This is a genomic window from Klebsiella sp. BIGb0407, assembly GCF_024807845.1.
Taxonomy (GTDB): Bacteria; Pseudomonadota; Gammaproteobacteria; order Enterobacterales; family Enterobacteriaceae; genus JGM124.
Genome location: NZ_JANUEQ010000002.1, coordinates 436,541 through 458,882, shown reverse-complemented (window position 1 = coordinate 458,882; position 22,342 = coordinate 436,541). Strand labels below are relative to the sequence as shown.

General features: G+C 46.3%; 21 protein-coding genes. 13 read left to right on the top strand and 8 right to left on the bottom strand.

The annotated features are described in order from the left end of the window. Positions 1-88 precede the first annotated feature (88 nt). Entirely contained in the window at positions 89-1,501 is a 1,413-nt protein-coding gene (gene ftsP / locus M2387_RS09275) for a cell division protein FtsP (protein WP_259048871.1), read from the top strand. A gap of 125 nt (positions 1,502-1,626) precedes the next feature. Then, a complete protein-coding gene (locus M2387_RS09270; RefSeq protein ID WP_259048870.1) occupies positions 1,627-3,798 on the top strand; it encodes a YgiQ family radical SAM protein in 2,172 nt (723 codons plus the stop codon). Positions 3,799-3,858: 60 nt separating this feature from the next. Here the strand turns inward: M2387_RS09270 and M2387_RS09265 are convergent, their stop codons facing one another. After that, complete coding sequence (locus M2387_RS09265) at positions 3,859-5,184, bottom strand: type II toxin-antitoxin system HipA family toxin (RefSeq protein ID WP_259048869.1); 1,326 nt, start codon at positions 5,182-5,184, stop codon at positions 3,859-3,861. Positions 5,185-5,188: 4 nt separating this feature from the next. Then, entirely contained in the window at positions 5,189-5,485 is a 297-nt protein-coding gene (locus M2387_RS09260; protein WP_259048868.1) for a helix-turn-helix transcriptional regulator, read from the bottom strand. 438 nt (positions 5,486-5,923) lie between these two features. Between M2387_RS09260 and M2387_RS25900 the strand changes: the two genes are divergently transcribed. Next, entirely contained in the window at positions 5,924-6,133 is a 210-nt protein-coding gene (locus M2387_RS25900; protein ID WP_409039727.1) for a DUF2798 domain-containing protein, read from the top strand. 119 nt (positions 6,134-6,252) lie between these two features. Here the strand turns inward: M2387_RS25900 and dkgA are convergent, their stop codons facing one another. Both dkgA and yqhD read right to left on the bottom strand, forming a co-directional pair. Beyond that, entirely contained in the window at positions 6,253-7,083 is an 831-nt protein-coding gene (dkgA, locus tag M2387_RS09255; protein ID WP_259048867.1) for a 2,5-didehydrogluconate reductase DkgA, read from the bottom strand. 206 nt (positions 7,084-7,289) lie between these two features. Next, a complete protein-coding gene (gene yqhD / locus M2387_RS09250) occupies positions 7,290-8,453 on the bottom strand; it encodes an alcohol dehydrogenase (protein ID WP_259048866.1) in 1,164 nt (387 codons plus the stop codon). 186 nt (positions 8,454-8,639) lie between these two features. Between yqhD and M2387_RS09245 the strand changes: the two genes are divergently transcribed. Continuing rightward, on the top strand, positions 8,640-9,524 hold the full coding sequence (locus M2387_RS09245; protein ID WP_259048865.1) for an AraC family transcriptional regulator: 885 nt from the start codon (positions 8,640-8,642) through the stop codon (positions 9,522-9,524). Positions 9,525-9,579: 55 nt separating this feature from the next. Here the strand turns inward: M2387_RS09245 and M2387_RS09240 are convergent, their stop codons facing one another. Both M2387_RS09240 and metC read right to left on the bottom strand, forming a co-directional pair. After that, positions 9,580-10,242 (bottom strand): DedA family protein, encoded by a 663-nt coding sequence (locus M2387_RS09240; RefSeq protein WP_259048864.1) that lies wholly within the window; start codon positions 10,240-10,242, stop codon positions 9,580-9,582. A gap of 163 nt (positions 10,243-10,405) precedes the next feature. Continuing rightward, positions 10,406-11,593 carry a cystathionine beta-lyase gene (gene metC, locus M2387_RS09235; RefSeq protein WP_259048863.1) on the bottom strand — a complete coding sequence of 396 codons (1,188 nt, stop codon included), beginning with the start codon at positions 11,591-11,593 and terminating at the stop codon, positions 10,406-10,408. A gap of 298 nt (positions 11,594-11,891) precedes the next feature. Between metC and exbB the strand changes: the two genes are divergently transcribed. Together exbB and exbD are read left to right on the top strand one after the other, a co-directional pair. Next, complete coding sequence (gene exbB / locus M2387_RS09230; protein ID WP_259049032.1) at positions 11,892-12,626, top strand: tol-pal system-associated acyl-CoA thioesterase; 735 nt, start codon at positions 11,892-11,894, stop codon at positions 12,624-12,626. Between the two features lie 6 nt (positions 12,627-12,632). Further along, a complete protein-coding gene (gene exbD, locus M2387_RS09225; RefSeq protein WP_259048862.1) occupies positions 12,633-13,067 on the top strand; it encodes a TonB system transport protein ExbD in 435 nt (144 codons plus the stop codon). 79 nt (positions 13,068-13,146) lie between these two features. Here exbD and M2387_RS09220 read toward each other — a convergent pair whose 3' ends face one another. Both M2387_RS09220 and M2387_RS09215 read right to left on the bottom strand, forming a co-directional pair. Next, entirely contained in the window at positions 13,147-13,533 is a 387-nt protein-coding gene (locus M2387_RS09220; protein WP_259048861.1) for a cytoplasmic protein, read from the bottom strand. Between the two features lies 1 nt (position 13,534). After that, entirely contained in the window at positions 13,535-13,924 is a 390-nt protein-coding gene (locus M2387_RS09215) for a hypothetical protein (RefSeq protein ID WP_259048860.1), read from the bottom strand. 94 nt (positions 13,925-14,018) lie between these two features. On the opposite strand from M2387_RS09215, the gene M2387_RS09210 reads away from it, so the two are divergent. From M2387_RS09210 to M2387_RS09180, 7 genes are all read left to right on the top strand, one after another. After that, entirely contained in the window at positions 14,019-14,543 is a 525-nt protein-coding gene (locus M2387_RS09210) for an ESA_00282 family adhesion-associated protein (RefSeq protein ID WP_259048859.1), read from the top strand. Positions 14,544-14,841: 298 nt separating this feature from the next. Further along, a complete protein-coding gene (locus M2387_RS09205) occupies positions 14,842-15,930 on the top strand; it encodes a linear amide C-N hydrolase (protein WP_259048858.1) in 1,089 nt (362 codons plus the stop codon). Between the two features lie 87 nt (positions 15,931-16,017). Further along, positions 16,018-16,536: a DinB family protein gene (locus M2387_RS09200; protein WP_259048857.1), complete on the top strand. Its 519-nt coding sequence runs from the start codon at positions 16,018-16,020 to the stop codon at positions 16,534-16,536. 252 nt (positions 16,537-16,788) lie between these two features. Next, on the top strand, positions 16,789-17,799 hold the full coding sequence (locus tag M2387_RS09195) for a LacI family DNA-binding transcriptional regulator (protein ID WP_259048856.1): 1,011 nt from the start codon (positions 16,789-16,791) through the stop codon (positions 17,797-17,799). Between the two features lie 317 nt (positions 17,800-18,116). Further along, complete coding sequence (locus M2387_RS09190; protein WP_259048855.1) at positions 18,117-19,703, top strand: FGGY-family carbohydrate kinase; 1,587 nt, start codon at positions 18,117-18,119, stop codon at positions 19,701-19,703. 41 nt (positions 19,704-19,744) lie between these two features. Further along, complete coding sequence (locus M2387_RS09185; protein ID WP_259048854.1) at positions 19,745-21,406, top strand: signal transduction protein; 1,662 nt, start codon at positions 19,745-19,747, stop codon at positions 21,404-21,406. Beyond that, complete coding sequence (locus M2387_RS09180; RefSeq protein WP_259048853.1) at positions 21,403-22,335, top strand: dihydrodipicolinate synthase family protein; 933 nt, start codon at positions 21,403-21,405, stop codon at positions 22,333-22,335. Before M2387_RS09185 ends, M2387_RS09180 begins: the two co-directional genes overlap by 4 nt. Positions 22,336-22,342: the final 7 nt, after the last annotated feature.

Below are 22,342 nucleotides of genomic sequence, written 5' to 3'. Positions count from 1 at the left end.
TATTCGAGTTGTCGCGAAGTTAACGCATAAGCTTGAAATATGACGGGTATATGCCCGATTACGCTATTCAGTATTACATGGAGCAATTATGTCATTCAGTCGCCGTCAGTTTATTCAGGCATCCGGACTGGCCATTTGTGCCAGTGCATTGCCAGCGAGGGCTAACGCGGCAGGACAGCAACAGGCCTTACCTATTCCGCCCTTGCTTGAATCGCGGCGTGGTCAGCCGCTGTTTCTGACGTTACAGCGTGCTCACTGGTCATTTAATGGTGGTCCTAAAGTCCCTATTTGGGGCATTAATGGTCATTATCTTGGACCGACCATCCGTGTCTGGAGTGGCGACGACGTTAAAATGATTTACAGCAACCGTCTGACGGAAAGTGTCTCGATGACGGTAGCTGGGCTTCAGGTTCCTGGAGCATTAATTGGCGGTATTGCTCGTATGATCCCCCCTGGAGCTGACTGGGCACCTATCTTACCCGTTCGCCAACCTGCGGCGACGCTCTGGTATTATGCTAATACACCCAACCGCACGGCTCAGCATGTCTATAACGGACTGGCAGGGATGTGGCTGGTTGAAGATGACATAAGTAAATCGCTCCCCATTCCTAATCACTATGGCGTCGATGATTTCCCTGTCATTATCCAGGACAAACGCCTGAATAATTTTGGTGCACCAGAGTACAAAGAGCCCAGCAGCGGTGGATTACTCGGTGACATCTTACTGGTCAACGGTGCGCAAAGCCCTTATGTTGATGTTTCGCGCGGCTGGGTACGTCTGCGTTTGCTGAATGCGTCTAATGCCCGTCGTTATCTGTTACAGATGAGCGATGGGCGAAAAATGCATGTTATCGCTGGCGATCAGGGTTTCTTACCGGCACCAGTTTCAGTTCAGCAGCTATCTCTGGCGCCTGGGGAACGACGTGAAATTTTGGTAGATATGTCCACCGGTAAAGAAGTCTCTATTACCTGTGGCGAAGCTGCGGGGATTATGGATCGTATTCGTGGTCTCTTTGAGCCCTCATCTATTTTGCAATCCACGCTGGTGCTCACATTACGCCCGACCGGGTTATTGCCGTTAGTCACGGACCCTTTGCCAGCTCGTCTGCTCTCAGAAGAAGTGATAGCAGGCAGTCCGGTGAGAAGTCGTGAAATTACTCTTGGCGATGATCCTGGCATTAATGGTCAGCTCTGGGATATCAGCCGGACGGATATTCACGCGCAACAAGGTACCTGGGAAAGATGGACGGTACGGGCAGATATGCCGCAGCCATTCCATATTGAAGGGGTGCGTTTCCTGGTGCGTAATGTCAATGGCGCGATGCCATTTGGTGAAGATCGTGGCTGGAAAGATACCGTTTGGATAGACGGCCAGGTTGAGTTACTGGTCTATTTCAACCAGCCATCCTGGACCAATTTCCCCTTCCTTTACTCCAGTCAGACTCTGGAAATGGGCGATCGTGGCTCTAAAGGTCAGTTAGTCGTTCAACCCGCGCCTTAAATATTCACCCTTTCCTATTCGGGAAAGGGAAAAGACCACTTCAAATAAAAGCCTTTAGCTTATTGTGGCTAAAGGCGTATAATCCGCCCCCCTTGTTCACTTAATAATCGCTATTACGGAATACTATGTCTGTCAAAAGTTTGATCCAGCCTGATCGGGAACTGTTTGCATGGCCGCAATACTGGGCTGCCTGCTTCGGCCCGGCTCCTTTTTTACCTATGTCTCGTCAGGAGATGGATGAGCTTGGCTGGGATAGCTGCGACATAATTCTGGTTACCGGCGATGCTTATGTCGATCATCCCAGCTTTGGCATGGCGATTTGTGGGCGAATGCTTGAAGCACAGGGTTTTCGCGTGGGGATCATTGCCCAGCCAGACTGGACCTCAAAGCAGGACTTTATGCGCCTGGGTAAACCTAATCTGTTTTTTGGGGTGACTGCGGGCAATATGGACTCGATGATCAACCGCTACACCGCGGATCGTAAATTGCGCCATGATGATGCCTATACGCCAGATAACGTTGCCGGCAAGCGTCCGGACAGAGCCTCGATGGTCTATACTCAGCGCTGTAAAGAGGCCTGGCGTGATGTCCCCGTCATTTTGGGCGGGATTGAAGCCAGTTTGCGGCGTACCGCGCACTATGACTACTGGTCTGATACCGTACGTCGTTCGATTCTGGTTGATGCCAAGGCCGATATGCTGATTTTTGGCAATGGCGAACGCCCGCTAGTGGAAGTGGCGCACCGTCTGGCTGGCGGTGAAGCAATTACCGATATTGATGATGTGCGTAATACCGCGATGATGCGTAAACAGGCTCTACCGGGGTGGAGTGGGGTGGACTCAACCCGACTGGACTCGCCGGGGCGCATTGACCCTATTCCGCATCCTTATGGAGAAGATCTCCCTTGCGCTGAAGGGACTAAATTTGACGCCTCAGAGCAGCAGATGAAAGTTCAGCAGGTGGTCGTTCAGCCACCCAAGCCTAAGCCATGGGAGAAAACCTATGTGTTGCTGCCCTCGTTTGAGAAAGTCAAAAACGACAAGGTGCTGTACGCTCACGCCTCGAGAATTTTACATCATGAAACCAACCCCGGCTGTGCACGCGCTTTGATGCAGAAACACGGTGACCGCTATATTTGGATTAACCCTCCTGCGATCCCTCTGTCGACCGAAGAGATGGACAGTGTTTTTGCGCTGCCTTATCAGCGTGTACCGCATCCTTCCTACGGCAAAGCACGTATTCCTGCCTATGAGATGATCCGTTTCTCGGTCAATATCATGCGCGGTTGTTTCGGCGGCTGTTCATTCTGTTCTATCACTGAACATGAAGGACGTATTATTCAGAGCCGTTCTGAAGAGTCGATCATTCAAGAAATTGAAGCGATGCGCGATACTGTTCCTGGTTTTACCGGCGTCGTGTCAGATTTAGGCGGACCGACGGCCAATATGTATATGCTACGCTGTAAATCTCCGCGCGCTGAACAGACCTGCCGCCGCCTTTCCTGCGTCTATCCGGAAATTTGTCAGCATATGGATACCAATCATCAGCCGACGATCGACCTTTATCGCCGGGCACGTTCTCTGAGCGGGATTAAAAAGATCCTTATCGCTTCCGGAGTGCGTTATGACCTCGCTGTGGCTGACTCTCGTTATATCAAGGAACTGGCGACTCATCATGTCGGCGGTTATCTGAAGATTGCGCCAGAGCATACCGAGCAAGGGCCGCTGGCGATGATGATGAAGCCAGGTATGGGGAGCTATCAGCGTTTTAAAGAGCTGTTTGATACCTATTCTAAGCAGGCAGGGAAAGAGCAGTATCTGATCCCTTACTTTATCTCAGCTCATCCCGGAACCCGGGATGAAGATATGGTTAACCTGGCGCTCTGGCTGAAACAGCATCGTTTCCGTCTCGATCAGGTGCAGAATTTCTATCCTTCGCCGCTCGCGAACTCGACCACCATGTATTACACCGGTAAGAACCCGCTCACTAAGGTGAGTTATAAAAGTGAGGATATCGTGGTACCTCGCGGGGATCGTCAGCGCCGGCTGCATAAAGCGTTATTACGCTATCACGATCCTGCCAACTGGCCGTTGATCCGTGAAGCATTGGAAGCTATGGGCAAAAAACACCTGATTGGCGGACGCCGTGAATGTCTGGTTCCCGCCCCCACGCTGGAAGAAATCCGCGCGGCGCGCAGAAATAATCGTTCAATGCGCCCGGCACTGACGCGACATACTCCGCAGGCACATCAGCGTGGAGCAAGCACTGGCGTTAAAGGTAAATCAACTCAGAAGTAACCCGCAGACTGCCACTAAAGAGAAGCTATCAGGATTGGATAGCTTCTCTTTATGCTCTGACTATTTTCTTGCCAGACGTTCACACTGCTGCTTCATGCCATTAAAAATACATTCAGCCAGTTCTTGCGGGAACTCAGTCGGAAGCATTGAGCCAGCACGTTCAATGACGTGAGGTGTTTCGGATATGACTTCATCAATAATTAACTCAATCTGTCGTTTATTCAGTCCGGTCAGCTCTCCATGTTTAATCCAGTGCCGTCTTTGTATTCTGCTAAGAAGGTAGTAATTACTGCTGCCGCGGACAGCCATCGCCAGTTTGCCTTTCTGCCAGGATATCTGATTGTATCCGTTGCCGATGAGCGGCCATGCCGATAAAACATCATAAAGAGGGGTAAGATGATAATGACCTTGAGGTCCTATCGAGATACTGAAATTTTTGGCATGACCATCTGTGGCTGCCAGTAACCAGAAAATAATCTGTGCTTTGAAAAACCGTCGTCTGTCATCTTCGGCGTTGTCTGAATGACTCAGAATTTGCATGATATCAGAGATCCCTGGCCCACCATCGGCCTGGTATTTTCGTAATGGAGAAACCCCCATAGCCTGACACATATCCTCCTGAGGTAATCGAATGATCCATTGCCGGTTTGTAGACCATTTTCTATCAAAACGTTCAACCACCAGTGCCTTCTGATCTTCAAATTGGGCTATCTGCGTTCTTGCTACAGGAATGTTGTAGTGCTCAAGAAGTACTGAACAGAGCCATTCGTTTTCAACGGACGTGCTCATGTCCGCTTTCATATTTCCGACTAGCCCCAGCGGTAACTTGAAGATATGTGTCGTCGGCGTATGACCTTCAGGTAAGCACCACTGCTCATCGCACCATAATAAAGCTGTTTTTTCCTGTGCGCCTGCAATCGATAAACGTAAGTCATCATTATCATCCTGCCTGCCGGGTAACAATGCCTCAGTTGTGTTTCGCAATGTTGTCGCAATTTCTGATTCAGAAAGCGGGCGATATTTTACGGAATATAAATCTGTGGGCTCTTCGTCAGTATTCAGTAGCTGTATAGCACCTACGCAGTCTTTTCCCAGTTCAGTTAGTAGATCAAAAGGATCCAAGCTTTCGGCCTGGTAACGCATTGCCAGACGCCGACGGATCCCTTCACTGTCCGGTAATAAATTATCAAAATAGTCACGTACAACATTTCCGCGCCAGGTCTGGTCCCCAGGGGTGAAAGGCAAAGACAGCGATAAAGGTCTCCCTTGCTCATCAGAGCTCCATTGCGGAAGATATCGCAATGAATCTTCTCCTTTACTCTTTTCCCAGAATCCAACCAGGATGCCGTTCATCCAGATTGCTAAACGCTGTTGTTTTCGACTCATATCGTCACCATTTCTCACGTCTGGCAGGCGAGCTTGCTAGCTTATCATTTGCTTCAGTCGGCTCCATTGCTGATGAGAATGATGCCGAGGAGAGATTGATTTCTACTCCAAGCACGGTAAACACTCTAAACAGACGTTCAATGCTGGCACTGGAAGGGTTAGCCTCGAGGCGAGCATAAGTTTGCTGGGTTACGCCTAGCCTTTCAGAAACGTCTTTTTGTGTCAGTCCATTTGCTTTGCGAAAGCCAATGAGTAAGGGACGCAACTGACCGAGCGTTTTTACCGGATAAAGAGATTTCATAATGATCCTAACTGTTATAATTGGCTACAACACACCCTGTGAGCTGTATTTTCAAAATACACCCGATAGGTTGTAAAATCAACAATACAGCTTATAAGCTGTTAATTGTATTTAACAGAATCAATGGCGGACGTAGTGAATGTAGGGTTCCTGAGCTGGAACAGAAAGAAATCTACACTGCATACAGAGATAACGAGCGGGTTTCCCCTAAGAGGAAGCTACCAGAGCTTAATGATTTTCCCTTCGCGATTAACCGATTTCATCCATTCTCTCTTCTCTGTTTACGCGGATCTTTGACATTGCTGAAAAGAAAAAATAATGTATATTATTTCCCCGCTCGTGTTGCGTTTTTGTTAAATCTCGACATGTAAAAGACACTATTTTTTGCAGTATGTTTTGGAGTATTTTTTGAAAAGAGCCAAGCTTCATCCCAGATTTATGAAATTTGTTATGCCGGGAATAACCTCATTTTTTATGAGCGGTGTGATTTCAATGATCAATTTATTAATGAATATTGGGTTTACCACGAGTGTTTTTAAATTATGGCCTGGTTCCTGGTTAATATCATGGATGGTCGCATTCCCGGTGATTGTTTTTGTTTTGCCGTTATCACGAAAAATTGCTTTATTTTTTGTCAGGGAACACTGATTTTATGAGGGTGTATATTAATTAATATTCTAATAACTGACATATCTCTCAATAAAAAAAGAGGGAGATTCATCCCTCTTTTTATCTGATACTCAATCCTGAATTAACAGACTGTTAGCTTACACTCTTTCATAGGTATCAGGGTTAGGTCCCAGGCGTTTTCCGATATCCAGACCCGCGATTTCATTCAGTTCGTCTCTGTCGAGGCGGAAGTCAAATACGGCAAAGTTTTCTGCAATACGTGACGGAGTGACGGATTTAGGGATCACTACCAGACCACTATCCAGGTGCCAGCGAATAACAATCTGTGCCGGGGTCTTGCCATATTTATCCGCTAAATTACGAATAATTTTTTGGTCAAATACGCCTTCGCCACCCTGAGCCAGTGGGCTCCAGGACTCTGTCTGAATTTTATGGGTATTATTCCAGGCATGTAACGGGCGCTGTTGTAACAGAGGATGAAGCTCAATCTGATTGATAACAGGAATGACGCCTGTTTCATCCAGCAGACGCTGGAGATGGCTTTCATGGAAGTTACAGACCCCAATACTTTTGATTAGTCCCTGTTTTTGCAGCTCGATTAGCCCTTTCCAGGCATGAACATAGTTATCGGCTTTAGGGACTGGCCAGTGGATCAGGTACAGATCCAGATAATCCAACTGGAGTTTCTTCAGGCTTTCTTCTAGCGCTTTTTCCGGATGCAGGTGCGAGTCATTCCACAGCTTAGTGGTAATAAACAGATCTTCACGCGGTACGTCAGTTTGCACTAAAGCATGGCCGACGCCTTCTTCATTCTGGTAAATGGCAGCGGTATCGATAGAGCGATAGCCGACGTCCAGTGCTGTTTCAATTGCGCTCTGAGCCTGCTCATTAGTGGCTTGCCAGACACCCAGTCCCAGCTGTGGTATCTGGTTTCCATCATTCAGGGTAATTAAGGCCTGTTGAGTCATAATATCTCCTTTAAAGCGTAGGGTTCAGAAAGAGGCCGGCGGTTAGCGCGGCAAAAGAGAGTACTACGTCCTGGTGAGGACATCCTGATTACAGCTTGCAAGCAGGAGAGACTGCGAAAAAAGAACTTAACACGCTGTATATCAGACAGACGACAGCGTATTAAGTTTAGTCAAATCAGCATTAACAGGGTAAAAGAAACCGAACTTTACCGTGCAGCTTCATAGATGCGACGGCTGACATCCAGGGTAATGTCCTGATGTTCGCCCAGTTTAGTCAGACCTTTTTCCTCAAGTTTAGCCAGTAAACCTGGGATTGAGCTGCCATCCAGACCATAAGCAGAGAAGCGCGTTCCGGTTCCCATTTGCTCAAAGAAGTTACGCGTTGCGTTAATCGCAGCGTCAATACGTTCTTCTTCGCTGCCTTCAGTGATATTCCATACTCGCTCACCATACTGCAGCAGTTTGGCGTGTTTCTCATTACGCTTTTCATTCAGCAAAGCAGGTAACACGATAGCCAGAGTCTGAGCATGATCAAGGCCATGCATTGCGGTTAACTCATGACCCAGCATATGGGTTGCCCAGTCCTGAGGCACACCGGCACCAATCAGGCCATTGAGCGCCATAGTTGCTGCCCACATCACGTTAGCACGAACATCATAGTTTTCTGGCTCAGCTAACGCTTTAGGGCCTTCCTCAACTAAAGTTAGCAGCAAACCTTCAGCAAAGCGGTCCTGCACTTTTGCATTAACCGGGTAGGTTAAATACTGTTCTATGGTATGAACAAATGCATCAACCACACCGTTCGCCACCTGTACAACAGGCAGAGTATAGGTATATACCGGGTCGAGGATGGCAAATACGGGCTGTACGAAATCAGACATAAATGCCTGTTTATCACCTGTCGCACGACGGGATACGACTGCGCCAGAGTTAGACTCTGAGCCAGTTGCCGGAAGTGTCAGTACAGAACCCATAGGAATAGCGCTGGTTACATCATTTCCGCGAGTCAGTAAGATATTCCACGGATCTTTATCTTCAGGATAATGAGCGGCTGCGGCAATAAATTTGGTGCCATCCAGCACTGAACCACCACCAACAGCGAGTAAGAAAGTGACTTTTTCAGCGCGAACGAGCTCAACCGCTTTCATTAATGTTTCATAAGCCGGGTTAGGTTCGATACCGCCAAATTCCAGGACATCAAGACCTTCCAGTGCCTGATAAACTTGATCCAGAACACCGGTTTTTTTGACGCTACCGCCGCCATAAGTAATCAGCACACGGGCTTGTGCGGGGATCTGTGCACGCAACTCAGCAATTGCCCCTTTACCAAACAGAATACGGGTAGGGGTATGAAGGTTGAAGTTATTCATAATAGTTTTCCTGTTCTTCAAATGGACAATACGACACATTGCAATGGCAGTTATTTTGGTAGCTACCCGGCAATCTCTCAATGCTTATTCCTGCTTTTGTCTTGCCTATTTCTCTCGAGCTATGGAGAAATAAGGATATCGAGCGCACAATGCTAAAGATGAAAGTGAGAAGAGGAATTATTGCCAATGAATCGCCAGACTGTCTGTCAGCAGCTTACGAATAAGATTAAGTTACTGACTTCAAATGAAAATAATAAAATATCTATTCCGGGTATTCATCTTTTATACGGCACTACACCTCGAGAGCGGTCTCCTGTGATGTATGAGCCGGGTATAATATTTCTCTTTTCAGGTCATAAAACGGGATATCTTAATGGTCGGGTATTTCACTATGATGCCAATGAGTATCTACTCCTGACCGTCCCGTTACCTTTTGAATGCGAAACCAGGGCGACACCTGAAGAACCCCTGGCAGGGATGCGCATTAACATCGACTTGCTCCAGCTTCAGAACCTGGTGATGGATATTGGCGAAGATGACAGTTTTTGCCCGCAGGCATCGGCAGACGGCATTAACTCGGTCGAACTTTCAGAAGATATCCTTTGTGCAGCCGAGCGTTTACTGGATGTGCTTGAGCACCCGCTGGACGCTAAAATTCTGGGTAAACAAATCATTCGTGAGCTCCTGTACCAAGTATTAAGAGGGCCACGGGGTGGGGCATTATTAGCCCTGGTCACCCGACAGACGCATTTTAGTCAGATAAGCCGGGTTATCAGGCGTATAGAAACGCGATACACGGAAAACCTTACCGTGGATCAACTGGCCGCCGACGCTAATATGAGTGTCTCAGCCTTTCATCACAATTTTAAGTCAGTCACCAGTACTTCGCCACTTCAGTACCTGAAAAGCTATCGCCTGCATAAAGCACGCTTATTAATGCTACATGATGGTATGAAGGCGAGTACTGCTGCGATTCATGTCGGCTATGAAAGTGCGTCACAGTTTAGTCGTGAATTTAAACGCTATTTTGGCGTGACGCCGGGTGAGGAGTCGGCTCGTATCAGAGCCTGATAATCGTGCGGCATAGTCTGGTGTAGCTTTACACCAGACTATTGAACATGATGAGTCACTTACTGGTGGAGAACTTTTTTCTTACCACCATGATGATGGTGCCAGTTAAACCGATCGCCAGCAATGCCATCGGGAGAATAACCAGAAAGGTCATTACCTGGTCTTCATGGCGTTTAACGAAGGGGATCATACTTAATATATAGCCGAAACTGGTTATCAGTAATACCCAAAGGAAGCCACTCAACCAGTTAAAAAATTGAAAACGACGGTTACTTAAACCTGAAAGACCGGCAATGGTCGGCAGCAATGTCCGTACAAAAGCAATAAACCGCCCGGCTAATAAGGCGACCAGACCATGACGGTTAAACATATGATTGGCTTTGTCATGATAGTGTTCAGGAAGCTGATGTAACCAGCCTTTCACCACCCGTGTGTTGCCCAACCAGCGTCCTTGAAGGTAGCTTAACCAGTAGCCAAGGCTTGCGGCAATCGTCAGAAGAACTAATGTCGGAACAAATCCCATTACCCCCTTGGCTATGAGTGCACCGGCAAGAACGAGTAAGCTATCGCCGGGTAAAAAGGCTGCCGGAAGTAAACCATTTTCAAGAAACAAGGTAACGAACATCACGAAATAAACAATGTTAATAACGTGAGGGTCGGATAACGCAGCGAAATCATTATTCCACAGCGCCTGAGCAATCTCGTGTATCACAGCCATGACGGATCCTGTTGAACCACTAATTCGTGAGATGCCGGATGGTGTACCCATCACTTCGACTTATCTCTGTAGATCTTATTGTAACTAAAAATACGCGTAACATCTCAAATGGTGATTCAACAATATGTATCTGAGGTCAAAAAACTCACGATTTTAGGCTTTTTTAAGTAATCCTTTGGAAACCAGACTCCAGATCGGCGATTAAATCATCAACATTTTCCAGACCGATATGAATACGTACCAGCGTACCGGTAAAATCGACGCCACTGACCGGGCGAATGGCTGCCAGCTCTTCTGGCTGGCTGGCAAGGATCAGTGACTCAAAGCCACCCCAGGAATAAGCCATACTGAAGTAGTTAAAATTATCGAGGTAGTCAGCATACTCGGTACTATTAAGACGTTTTTTGAGTATGAAAGAAAATAGCCCGCTGGAACCGGTAAAGTCACGCTGCCAGAAGGCATGTCCTTTACTGTCAGGAATAGCCGGGTGGTTTACTCGTTCAACCTGCGGATGCTGAGCAAGCCACTGAGCTACCTTCAGGCTACTTTCCTCGTGCTGGCGTAAACGTACTCCCAGGGTACGTAAACCACGGCTGGTCACATAGGCCGTATCAGCATCAACCATTTGACCCATTAAATAGGCATTCTCACGCAGCGTATCCCAGCAGCGTGCATTGGAGACAGCTGTACCTATCATTGCATCTGAGTGACCGACCAAATATTTAGTACCAGCCTGAATAGAAATATCGATATCAAAATCCAGCGCTTTAAACAGCACGCCAGCCGCCCAGGAGTTATCAATCATGATAATAACGTCGGGTGCAACGCTTCGTACTGCTTTAACGATGGCAGGGATATCGCAGAACTCCATAGTAATTGAACCGGGAGATTCAAGAAAAACTATCCTGGTATTGGGCTTAATCAGATTTGCTATACCAGCACCTGTCATCGGGTCGAACCAGGTGGTGGTGACGCCAAGTTTAGCCAGAATACCGCGGCTAAAATCCTGGGTCGGTTCATAAGCGCTTTCCGTGACCAGAATATCGTCGCCTTGTTCAACAAATGCCAGAATAGTATTCGCGACAGCAGCAGCCCCGCAGGGAAACAGTGCACAACCGACACCACCTTCCAGTTCACACATGGCTTCCTGAAGAGAAAAATGCGTCAGCGTACCCCGGCGACCATAAAACAACTCACCTTTAGCCCGGTTTTTAGTGGCCTGTTTCTTATCAGCAACGCTATCAAAAACTAAAGATGACGCTCGCTGGATAACGCTGTTAACCGAACCATGAGTGAATTTTTTTCTGCGTCCGGCGTGAACCAGCGTTGTTTCGATATGCTTTTCTGTCATCTTTACTCGTCCTGTTTAACCATCTGGATGTCCAGACATAACGTATCATGATTATTATCGGTTTCATCATGGCGTTTTTTCAGTTTGCTAAAATAATGTCACTTGCTGACGTATCTCCCCGTGATACTTCAATTTATCGAATTAGTAGGGGTATAACCCATTAAGGTATAATCCTATTAAAAGTAAGGTTAATAACTGTTAGTATGCAAATAGTAATGAGAACTACTATCAATTCGGTGTTTTTTTGCTATTATTATCGTCAGTATTTGTATCTATTTTTGCTGGAGCGTAAGACGTGGTGACAAATGATTTGATGCAAACGGATCTGTCCGTTTGGGGTATGTACAGCCATGCCGACATCGTCGTTAAGCTAGTGATGATTGGCCTTGTTCTGGCCTCTGTGGTGACCTGGTCTATTTTCTTTAGAAAAGTAACGATGCTGATTGCTTATAATCGGCGATTAAAGCGTGAACAACAGCAACTGGCTGAAGCGCGCACTCTAAATGACGCTAGCGCCATTTCAAAAGCATTCGGTGCAGGCAGCATCACTGTAGGATTGATTCACGAAGCGCAAAACGAGCGTGAGTTGTCTGAAGGTAGTGAAGATAACGAAGGAATTAAAGAACGTACTGGTTTCCGCCTTGAGCGCCGAGTGGCAAGCGTAGGGCGCTATCTGGGACGTGGTAACGGTTTCCTGGCAACTATTGGTGCTATCTCTCCCTTTGTCGGTCTGTTTGGTACCGTCTGGGGCATCATGAATAGCTTTATCGGTATTGCACAGTCGCAGACCACTAACCTTGCAGTCGTTGCTCCCGGCATCGCCGAAGCACTGCTGGCAACCGGTATTGGTCTGGTCGCTGCGATCCCAGCTGTTGTTATCTACAACGTCTTCTCACGAATGATTGGTAACTATAAAGCAGGTCTGGGTGATGTTGCTGCTCAAGTTCTTCTGCTCCAGAGCCGTGATCTTGACCTGGAAGCCAGCGCAGAGGTTCGTTCAGTAAGAACCGCTAAACAATTACGAGCAGGTTGATACGTTATGGCCATGCGCATGAATGAAAACCTCGATGACAACGAGGAAATGCATGAGATTAACGTCACACCCTTTATCGATGTCATGCTGGTGTTACTGATAATCTTTATGGTGGCCGCTCCGCTGGCAACGGTTGATGTTAAAGTGAACCTTCCGGCATCGACCAGTGAGCCACAGCCGCGTCCTGAGAAGCCGCTCTACCTGTCGGTAAAAGCAGATCGTGAGATGTTTATAGGTAACGATCAGGTGACAAAAGAGACCTTGGTTGATGCGCTTACTGCTGCAACCGAAGGTAAAAAGGACACCACCATCTTCTTCCGTGCAGATAAAACGGTAGATTATGAAACGCTGATGGATGTGATGGATATACTGCATAAAGCAGGTTATCTGAAAATTGGCCTTGTTGGCCAGGAAACCACTGCTCCAGCTCCAGCAAAATAACTGCGTTCTCCTCTCCTTCACCGGAGAGGAGCTTACTTTCTAATCCCCTTAATACCACCCTTGTTCAATCCTCTCTTGATTACAGAATCGAACCCTGCCAGCAGCCCTCAGCCAGACTTCGGGTTATTGAAAGCGTCTGTGCCTCTTCTGCTTTAATACGCTGATAATGCTGTTCAAGTCGTTGGTTAATCTGATGCTGAAGCTGTGGATGCCTTTTGACGATTTCAGCCAGCACCGTGCCATAGATTTCTTCTTTGACTAACCATGGGTGAAGATCCTGGCGATTCATCCACTTTAAGTTCACTAGCGCTGAGGTAATATCGGTTGTTTCCTGCGTTTGTCTGGTGATATTTATATTTTTAATTTCAATTAAAGCAGCAATATTTTCACTTAAATGAAATTTTTGGTTTTTATTATCACCAGAGTCAGATTCTGCAGAAATATTGTTTATTGTATTGCTCATCATTTTATCCTTCAAATGAGTAATATAGCGGGCCATTTATTTCCTGGGTGAGTTGATTCAGCCAGATAGCCTGTTGTTTAGCAGTGATAAAATCAGTTTTATCATTGAGTAACTCTTGCAATTGTAGCTGGTTGATAACCTCTTCATTTACCAGCTCATTAATAAGATTATGCAAAACTTCTATTCTAATTGCGCATAATAAACGAGCCTTTATATGCCTGTCTGTTTCTTCAAGTAGCCTGTTGCGAGACTGCCCCGCGTAATGGCTTCCACTCAGAATTTTTTTCTCTAATGCTGATAATTTATCGTTAACAGCGTTGAGCGAAATAGATTTTTCCGCATCATTCAGCGCTGCAGGAGCAAAATCTTTGCTGATAAAGGAGTCAGGTAACATTGAATGTAATCCTTTGCTTTCTAGAAAAAACTCAGTATCGTCATGCCTGTGATATGATGCCCGAAAGATTAAATAAAAAAAACAGGCTTTGTTTATGAGCACTATATTTGACGTTATGCTGATAGTTTTAGTCTTGCTCTGTATTGTGTTGCTTTTTCGCGGTCTGCATAGAAATAAGAAAATTTCTGACCAACAAGATGATGCATTATCAGCTAGCAATAATGAAGATCATTTTGGTTTATTAATTTCTAAAATTACGCCGCCATTCTACTGGCGAGTGCATAATGAATATAATGATTTTGTCCAGGCGACAATAAAAAAAATGACGGTTGATGAAATTATTTCACAATCAGCATTATTCAATGCCCAGCGTCGCTGTAGTGACTTAAATTCAGCGGTATATCGATACTATGAAAACATTAAGAAACGTTGCGCTGAGGGGGAAAAAGTCTCTACCTCTGATATCGAGGTCATTAATCTTCGGCAATGTTTTAATGAGCTGAGTTGTCAGGCTTATCCTGAGTTAGTGGCGTTAATCTGGCCCGAATATCAGTGCCCGGAGATTAAACGTGAGAATGTCATGAGTATGCAACAGGTACTCCAGTTGGATGCGAGATAGAATCACGTCATTTCTCTGTCAGCAAGGCTGTGAGGTGCTTCTCAGCAATTCATGGGGGAAGCGTCATACTTGAGACTGTCGGGCATTGCTCTGGTTTTGTACCTGTTCCTAATATCCATCCGTTATTCGAATCAAAACAAGTTCTTGATATTTAATTTTTTCAGCGAGATAACAATAACTGTACTAGGCTGGAAGGAGTTAAAGGCCACATATCATAGCAAAATTTATATTGTCACTATCAGCAGACATATTCGTTATTAAGGTGAAATTTGCTATACAATAATTGAGGAAATGTAAAATGAAGTTAAACAAGATATTGAATTGCATGCTGTCGGCACTATTAGTTACCTCATTATCTAGCGCGGCATGTTCCAGCTTAGCTATCACCGATAAACAGAATAACATCTACCATGGTAGAACGCTGGAACTAACAGCCGATCTTCCTTCCTGGATAACCTACTACCCTAAAAATACCCATTTCCAAAAGAAAACACCAAACGGGAAAGAGGGGATTAGCTATGATGCAAAATATGAAATACTGGCTATTAGCACAGAAATCTATAATGACGGTGATGACCATAATATTTTCCAGGGGCTGAATAGCGGCGGATTATCATTTAGTGCCAATATGGTACCGGAAGCCAATTTAACCACTCCGGATGAAAAATATTACGATAGAGCAATTCCGGTCACTGCGATAGGCGAGTGGGCATTAGCCAATTTCTCAACGGTTGAGGAAGTTAAGCAGGCTGTAGAGAATGGCTATTTTTGGTCACCTGTGCTGAAAAATTTCGGCGATTTAAAATCACCCCTTCACTATGCTTTCTATGATAAAAAAGGGGGCAGTATCGTCGTTGAGGCGCTGGATGGAAAACTTCATGTCTATGATAACCCAACCAGGGCGATGACCAACGGTCCTGATTTCCCGTGGCATTTGAAAAACCTGAATAACTACAGTCAACTGACTAACGTGGACAGATCATCGGCTAAACTTGGAAATATTCAGGTAACACAGCCAGATAGCGGTATCGCAAGCGCTGACTTACCTTCTTCTGATACCTCTGTAGGGCGTTTCGTTCGGGCAGTATACTATTCATCTTACGCCATTAAAGGTGACTCTCCAGAAGAGTCGATGAATACCTTAGCGCATATCATGAACCGCTTCGACCGCACTAAAAATATTACCGTAGATGTCATGGGTGAGAGCCAGTCGGCCAGCAAGGTACCTCAGTCAGAATACACCGTCTGGACCAGTATGTCTGATTTGAGTAATGGTATAATGTCCGTCCGTGGTTATAACGATATTAATTATAGCGAATATTCACTGGCACAGTTTAAAGACTCCAGTAAACCAGTATTCCAGCAAATAAATACCATTAAAAAATAACGTTAATTGCTTTTAAAAAAGGGCTGAAATATTTCAGCCCTTTTTGTCAGATAATCATGCTGATTGTTTTTCACTATGGATGAAAATATGAGTTCACTCAAAATTCATTTTAATATTCTGGCAGGCTACAACGCGTGGGCGAATGAGTGTTTATATGCCTGCGTTGGACAGATCGATTCAGATGCCTATCGTAAAGACTGCGGTGCTTTTTTTGGGTCTATCGAAGCAACGCTGAATCATCTTCTTGTGACGGACAAGATATGGCGACATCGGTTAAGCGTATTACCCGAACCAGGATATCGCCTGGACCAGATCCTGTTCGATAATGATTTTTCAGGTTTAGCGCTGGCACGAAAAGAAGAAGATGAAAAGATCGTTAATTTTATCCTCGGGCTGTCAGAAGCCGACTTAGATAACACTATTTCCTATCGCCGAGCTTCAACGCCAGAACTTAAGCAGCAGGTAGTCTGGTCTGCTTTAGCTCATTGGTTCAATCATCAGACCCATCATAGAGGGCAGGTCCACGCGATGTTATCTCGTGTTTCAGGAAAAGCCCCCGAACTGGACTTACTGATATATCAAAGGCTACAGACAAGCAGCCATTAGCGCTATATGCATTAAAGAGTTATACGGAATTGAGCCATTTCCGTTACCTCATGGGAAGGAGAGTAATATGGATATCTTCCCCATTACGTATATATTCCCTCTACACCTCGGTACTTTGAGTACGTCAGCCGGACTGCAACGTATTTTCTGTTCTTTCCGATCGCTTACTGACCCATCATAGATTAAAAATGTATTGCTAACTCGAATTAGTTTATGATTGTTGAGTATGGATTGTGATGAACATGAGGACGTATGGCCAAAACCGTTGAGCAAGTCGCTAAGGCACTGAATATATCGATTACTACTGTCCGCCTGGTGCTGGGAGGAAAAGCTGACCAGTACCGCATCAGTACCAAAACTCAGCAACGCATCAATGACTATGTTGCTGAAAATGGCCTGGTTGTTAATCATATTGCCCGTAGCCTTAAGCTGAATAAAACGGAAACCTTAGGTCTGGTTATTCCTCGTTTATCTAACTTGTTCTTTTCTACGCTGGCTGAAAAACTCGAGGCCTGCTGCCGGCAGGCAGGCTATCAGCTGATGATTGCCTGTACCTACAGCGACAGTGAACACGAAAATAGTCTGGTGGAAGGGTTACTGGCACGTAATGTCGACGGGCTGTTTGTTGTGCCCTCAAGTCTGCAGACACAACTGCATCATCAGCAGGTTGCACGCAAGCGGCCGCTGATTATTCTGGACCGTGATTTTGGCGAAAATGATGTTTCGCTGGTTGTCAGTGATAACTATAACGGCAGTAAAAAACTGGTCCAGGCGATGACGCAGTCTATTGATACATCTCCCTTTTTCTTTATTGCCGGTGATACGCAGCAACCCTCGATTCAGCGCCGCTTACAGGGTTATCTGAGTGAGTTTCCTGATGCACAGGAGTGGATCCTCTCTGCCAGCCATAACCGTCAGGAGGAGGGGAGACAGCTGATGCTTAACTTCCTGAAACAACATCAGAAGCCGCCAAAAGCTTTCATTGCGTCCTCACTACCTATCCTTGAAGGAACCCTCAGTGCTCTCAGGGAAACCTACGGTTTTATTCCCTCAGATATCCCGATAGGCACTTTCGATGAACATCAAATGCTCGGTTTTTTACCTAATGCGGTCTGGTCTATGCGTCAGGATGAAGATTCCTGGGCACAACATGCATTTCACCTGATGAACAAGAAGCTTCAGGGAGAGCATGCGGATGTAAAAATTACAGTGCCAATGACCCTGATTCATCGTCCTTTGTCAGTAGAGCAACGAAAAGGTTGAACCACAGAAAATAGACGGCTGGGTAACTCTGCCCCGCTGTCTGTCTACCTGACTTATCTCGCACTAAAACTGATTAGCAAAAACATGCCATTTTCGGCATGGCCCCGACTCTCAATCGCTGATATCTTCGCCGTTATGCTGTTTTTATATTCAGAAAAAGGCTGAAATTCACAAAAAAAATGCCATTAAATATCAAATAATTAACATTATTGAATTCGATCTGTATCACAATACCTCATTGAGACGATTGTTTTTACCTCATGGACTATTTATTTTGCTAACTCGAGTTAGCATTTTGAGTGATGAGGCGATTTTCCATGGAAGAGCAATATTTTATTGGTGTTGATGTGGGTTCAGCCAGCGTCCGTACTGCTGTGTTTAACAAAACGGGTCAGCGTTTAGGCTTCTCTGTACTGCCTATTTCGCAATTCAGACCAAAAACGGATCATGTTGAACAATCGGCAACCGAAATTTGGGCGCAAGTATGCCAGTCTGTTCGTACTGCAGTTCAGCAATCAGCCATTAACCCTCTCCATGTAAAATCTATTGGCTTCGACGCAACCTGTTCTCTGGTCGCCGTGGGGGCTAATCACGAGCCGGTCTCTGTTTCATCAAATGGGCAGCCTGAACAAGATATTATTATGTGGATGGATCACCGGGCAGCCGTTGAAACCACCACCATCAATCTCACCAATGATCCCGCACTACGTTATGTCGGCGGCGAAGTGAGTATTGAGATGGAGTTACCCAAGATCCTGTGGTTGAAGAATCATTTCCCTGAGCGTTATAACGATGTCTGGCGTTTCTTCGATTTAGCCGATTTCTTAGTCTGGAAGTCGACTCAGGCCGATGTTGCCAGTGTCTGTACACTGACCTGCAAATGGAACTATCTGGCTCATGAAGCAGAGTTCAGCCAGGGCTTATTAGCAGATATCGGCCTCGATGACTTATTAGCTAAGATCCCAGAAACCATTTTAGATTTAGGTAAACCTGCGGGTTATCTGACAACTGAGACAGCCGATGCATTTGGCCTTCATAGTCAGGTTGTAGTGGCTTCCGGTATTATTGATGCCCATGCCGGTGGGCTGGCGTTAACCGCTGAACAGCCGGAAGGTAGCCTGGCGATTATCAGCGGTACCTCTAACTGTCATATGATAGTCAGCCGGGATCCGGTGATGGTTCCAGGCGTTTGGGGACCCTATTTTGGTGCCATGTTACCGAGCCTGTGGCTGAATGAAGGTGGGCAAAGTGCAGCAGGATCTTTGGTTGAGTGGACTCTCCGTCAGCATGAAGCCTGGTCTGACTTGCTGGCTGAATCCACTGCCAAAGGCATCAATTACTATCAGTTACTGAACGAAGCTGTTGCCGAATTACGTTTAACTGAACAGCATCCTACGGCCCGTTTTCATGTCCTTGCCGATCATCATGGCAATCGTTCACCTCGCGCTAATCCTGATGCCAGAGGTATGGTCAGCGGTCTGACGCTCGAAAATGGGCGAATTTCCCTTGCTCGCTACTATCTGGCGACTTTGCAATCCATTGCCTATGGCACGCGACATATTATTGATTCTCTTGAAGAAGCCGGACACAAGATTAACCGTATTGTGATGTGCGGCGGCGCGACCAAAAACCCTCTCTGGCTTCATGAATACGCCAATGTTACTGGCCGGGAAATTCATCTGGTAGAGGAAGAAGATGCGGTGAATCTGGGGGCGGCATTATTAGGTGCTGTCGCTTGCGGTGCGTTTAGTCACTTTTCTCAGGCAGCCAATGCGATGGTACGCGACGGCGATATTATTCGTCCTGATACCTCAAGTTATGCATTCCATCAGGCGAAGTATCAGGTCTATCTGCAAATGTATCAGGATCAGCAGAATTATAACGACGCCATGTCCAACTTTTAATCATTGCCATATTAACTACCCTTTTTTGACTGGAGATATTTATGTTGCAAGTGAATTTACCTGAGTTACCTGTCAAATATCACGCTGCTGAAAATGAAATATTACTGGTTGCTAATGCTGACTTGCGTGAGCCTGCAAACGTCACCTGCTGGCCGGTACAAAAACAATTTGAAGATAAACTTGCCGTCGCGTTAGAAAAACTCGGTTATAACCTTAAGCGCGCCCATGATATTAATGAGTCACGCGGACATGGTTTTATTAGCAGCCAGCGTGAAGGAAGCGATATATTTGCCGAAATAGATCCTGATGCGCCGGTGATTGTATTGCTGACCGCGTGGCAATATTCTCACCATATCGCCCCTTCACTGACTCATCACCGTGGCCCTATTTTATTATTAGCTAACTTTGATGGTACCTGGCCGGGCCTGGTAGGCATGCTCTGTATGGCAGGCACTATGACCAGCCTGGGTAAAAACTATTCACGCCTGTGGTCGGCTAACTTTGACGATGAATTTTTCGAAAATGGCCTGGCAACATGGCTACGTTACGGTTCACTTCAGCATGATTTAAGTTATCTGAAAGATGTTCCGGCAACTCACCCTGTGATGGCAACTGAAGCCGGTGCTGTGGGTCGTCAGGTGGGCGAGTTTATCTTAAGAAAAAAAGAGATCATCGGCTTATTTGATACCTTCTGCATGGGCATGATTAACGGCGTATTCCCTCAACAAGCGATGGTGAATATCGGTATGCCGATTGAATCACTGTCACAGTCAGCCTTGTTAGTTGAAATGGCAAAAGTGCCTCAGGAATTACGTGAAGCGTGTCTGAACTGGTATGAAAACCAGGGAATGACATTTATGTTTGGCGAAGACGGTAAAACGGAATTAACCCGCGAGCAGGTATTAGGCCAGTGCGCAATGATGATTGCGATGGCGCGTTTTGTGAAACGTTTTGGTTTATCTGCCGTCGGCGTTCAGTATCAGCAAGGCTTAAAAGATTGTTGTCCGGCTTCTGATTTTGCCGAAGGCGCGATTGGTTCAACGGCGCGTTTCCCAATCCCTGATGAAAACGGTGAAATTATCTGGCCTGATGCCCCTATCCCTTGTATCAACGAAGTGGATATGGGAACCGCGATACCGCAAACCATGTTGTGGCGTCTGCTGACTACATTAGGACTGCCAGCGGAAACGACGCTGCATGATGTTCGCTGGGGCAGTGAATATGACGGCACCTTCTACTGGGATATGGAAATTTCTGGCGCAGTGCCTTTTGAGCATCTTAAAGGCGGTATCAAGGGTGCTACCGGATACCGTCAGCCAGCGATGTTCTTCCCGTTTGGTGGATCGACGATTGCCGGGCAGAGTAAAGCAGGGCGTCTGGTATGGGCTCGCGCGCACTATGAAGGAACCGAGGTTATCATGCATATCGGAACCGGAACTGCGGTGGAGTTACCTGAAGCTGAGTTTGAGCGCCGTCGCCGGGGTACGAACTATGAGTGGCCACTGCTCAACTGCGTCCTGGATGGCGTCACACGGGATGATTTAATGGCCGGGCATCAGAGTAACCATGTTACCCTCGCCTATGTTGATGAAGATAAACTGGAATTTGTGCTGCAAGCTTTCGTCGCACAAGCACTGACCCAAGGCATCCGCGTGAAAGTTGCTGGCGATGCTGCTCAACACTTACAAGGGCAATCATCATGAGCCAACAAAAATATGGCGGCGTCTGGCCGGTAATGCTGACGCCATTCGACTCACGCGGTGAAATTGACTGGCCGGCATTAGCCCGTTTGATTGACTGGTATATTGATTCGGGCGTGCACGGTTTATTTGCGGCCTGCCAGTCCAGCGAAATGTTCTACCTGAGCGATGAAGAGACACAAACCCTGGTGAAATTTGTCGTGCGCCATGTTAATGGGCGGGTGCCGGTTGTTGCTTCCGGCCATACGGCAACCGGTTTAAGCCAGCAAAAAATACAGTTACGAGCGATTGCTGATACCGGTGTTGACGGTGTGATTATGATCAGTAATCGCCTTGCGCTGGCCGGTGACTCTGATGCCCAGGCGCTGGCAACATTACAGGAGCTTACTGCAGCACTGCCTGCCAGCGTTGATTTGGGTATCTATGAATGTCCGTATCCGTACAAACGTCTGTTATCAGATGAGATAGTCAAATGGTGTGCGGACAGCCAGCGTTTTACCTTTATTAAAGATACCTGCTGTTCATTACCGGTCATTGAGCGTCGCCTTGCATTAACCGAAGGCAGTCGTTTAAATATCGCTAACGCCAATAGTCAGACATTATTAGCATCCTTACGTGCAGGGTGTACGGCATATAGCGGTATCATGGCTAACTTCCATCCTGAGTTATATGTCTGGTTATATGAAAACTGGAAAACTGACGGTGAAAAAGCAGATAAGCTCGCTAATTATCTGTCCACTTCAGCCCTGGCTGAAACATTAGATTATCCGGTCTGTGCCAAATATCATCAGCGTAAAATCAATAATTTTACTTCGATCTATAGTCGCACACGTAATAGTCAGAACTTTGACTCTTCATTTTTCCCTGGAGCGATCGATAGCATGATCGAATTAGGTGAAGAAATGAAAAAAACGCTCTCTTTATCCCGATAATAGTTAA

Excerpts from the sequence above, each read along its gene's own strand:
- M2387_RS09180 (WP_259048853.1), top strand. The coding sequence starts at position 21,403 with ATGAGCCAACAAAAATATGGCGGCGTCTGGCCGGTAATGCTGACGCCA.
- M2387_RS09190 (WP_259048855.1), top strand. The coding sequence starts at position 18,117 with ATGGAAGAGCAATATTTTATTGGTGTTGATGTGGGTTCAGCCAGCGTC.
- M2387_RS09270 (WP_259048870.1), top strand. The coding sequence starts at position 1,627 with ATGTCTGTCAAAAGTTTGATCCAGCCTGATCGGGAACTGTTTGCATGG.
- M2387_RS09240 (WP_259048864.1), bottom strand. The coding sequence starts at position 10,242 with ATGGCTGTGATACACGAGATTGCTCAGGCGCTGTGGAATAATGATTTC.
- M2387_RS09200 (WP_259048857.1), top strand. The coding sequence starts at position 16,018 with ATGAGTTCACTCAAAATTCATTTTAATATTCTGGCAGGCTACAACGCG.
- M2387_RS09215 (WP_259048860.1), bottom strand. The coding sequence starts at position 13,924 with ATGTTACCTGACTCCTTTATCAGCAAAGATTTTGCTCCTGCAGCGCTG.
- M2387_RS09205 (WP_259048858.1), top strand. The coding sequence starts at position 14,842 with ATGAAGTTAAACAAGATATTGAATTGCATGCTGTCGGCACTATTAGTT.
- M2387_RS09220 (WP_259048861.1), bottom strand. The coding sequence starts at position 13,533 with ATGATGAGCAATACAATAAACAATATTTCTGCAGAATCTGACTCTGGT.
- dkgA (WP_259048867.1), bottom strand. The coding sequence starts at position 7,083 with ATGACTCAACAGGCCTTAATTACCCTGAATGATGGAAACCAGATACCA.
- metC (WP_259048863.1), bottom strand. The coding sequence starts at position 11,593 with ATGACAGAAAAGCATATCGAAACAACGCTGGTTCACGCCGGACGCAGA.
- M2387_RS09245 (WP_259048865.1), top strand. The coding sequence starts at position 8,640 with ATGAATCGCCAGACTGTCTGTCAGCAGCTTACGAATAAGATTAAGTTA.
- M2387_RS09195 (WP_259048856.1), top strand. The coding sequence starts at position 16,789 with ATGGCCAAAACCGTTGAGCAAGTCGCTAAGGCACTGAATATATCGATT.
- M2387_RS09260 (WP_259048868.1), bottom strand. The coding sequence starts at position 5,485 with ATGAAATCTCTTTATCCGGTAAAAACGCTCGGTCAGTTGCGTCCCTTA.
- M2387_RS09210 (WP_259048859.1), top strand. The coding sequence starts at position 14,019 with ATGAGCACTATATTTGACGTTATGCTGATAGTTTTAGTCTTGCTCTGT.
- M2387_RS25900 (WP_409039727.1), top strand. The coding sequence starts at position 5,924 with ATGAAATTTGTTATGCCGGGAATAACCTCATTTTTTATGAGCGGTGTG.
- exbD (WP_259048862.1), top strand. The coding sequence starts at position 12,633 with ATGGCCATGCGCATGAATGAAAACCTCGATGACAACGAGGAAATGCAT.
- ftsP (WP_259048871.1), top strand. The coding sequence starts at position 89 with ATGTCATTCAGTCGCCGTCAGTTTATTCAGGCATCCGGACTGGCCATT.
- yqhD (WP_259048866.1), bottom strand. The coding sequence starts at position 8,453 with ATGAATAACTTCAACCTTCATACCCCTACCCGTATTCTGTTTGGTAAA.
- M2387_RS09265 (WP_259048869.1), bottom strand. The coding sequence starts at position 5,184 with ATGAGTCGAAAACAACAGCGTTTAGCAATCTGGATGAACGGCATCCTG.
- M2387_RS09185 (WP_259048854.1), top strand. The coding sequence starts at position 19,745 with ATGTTGCAAGTGAATTTACCTGAGTTACCTGTCAAATATCACGCTGCT.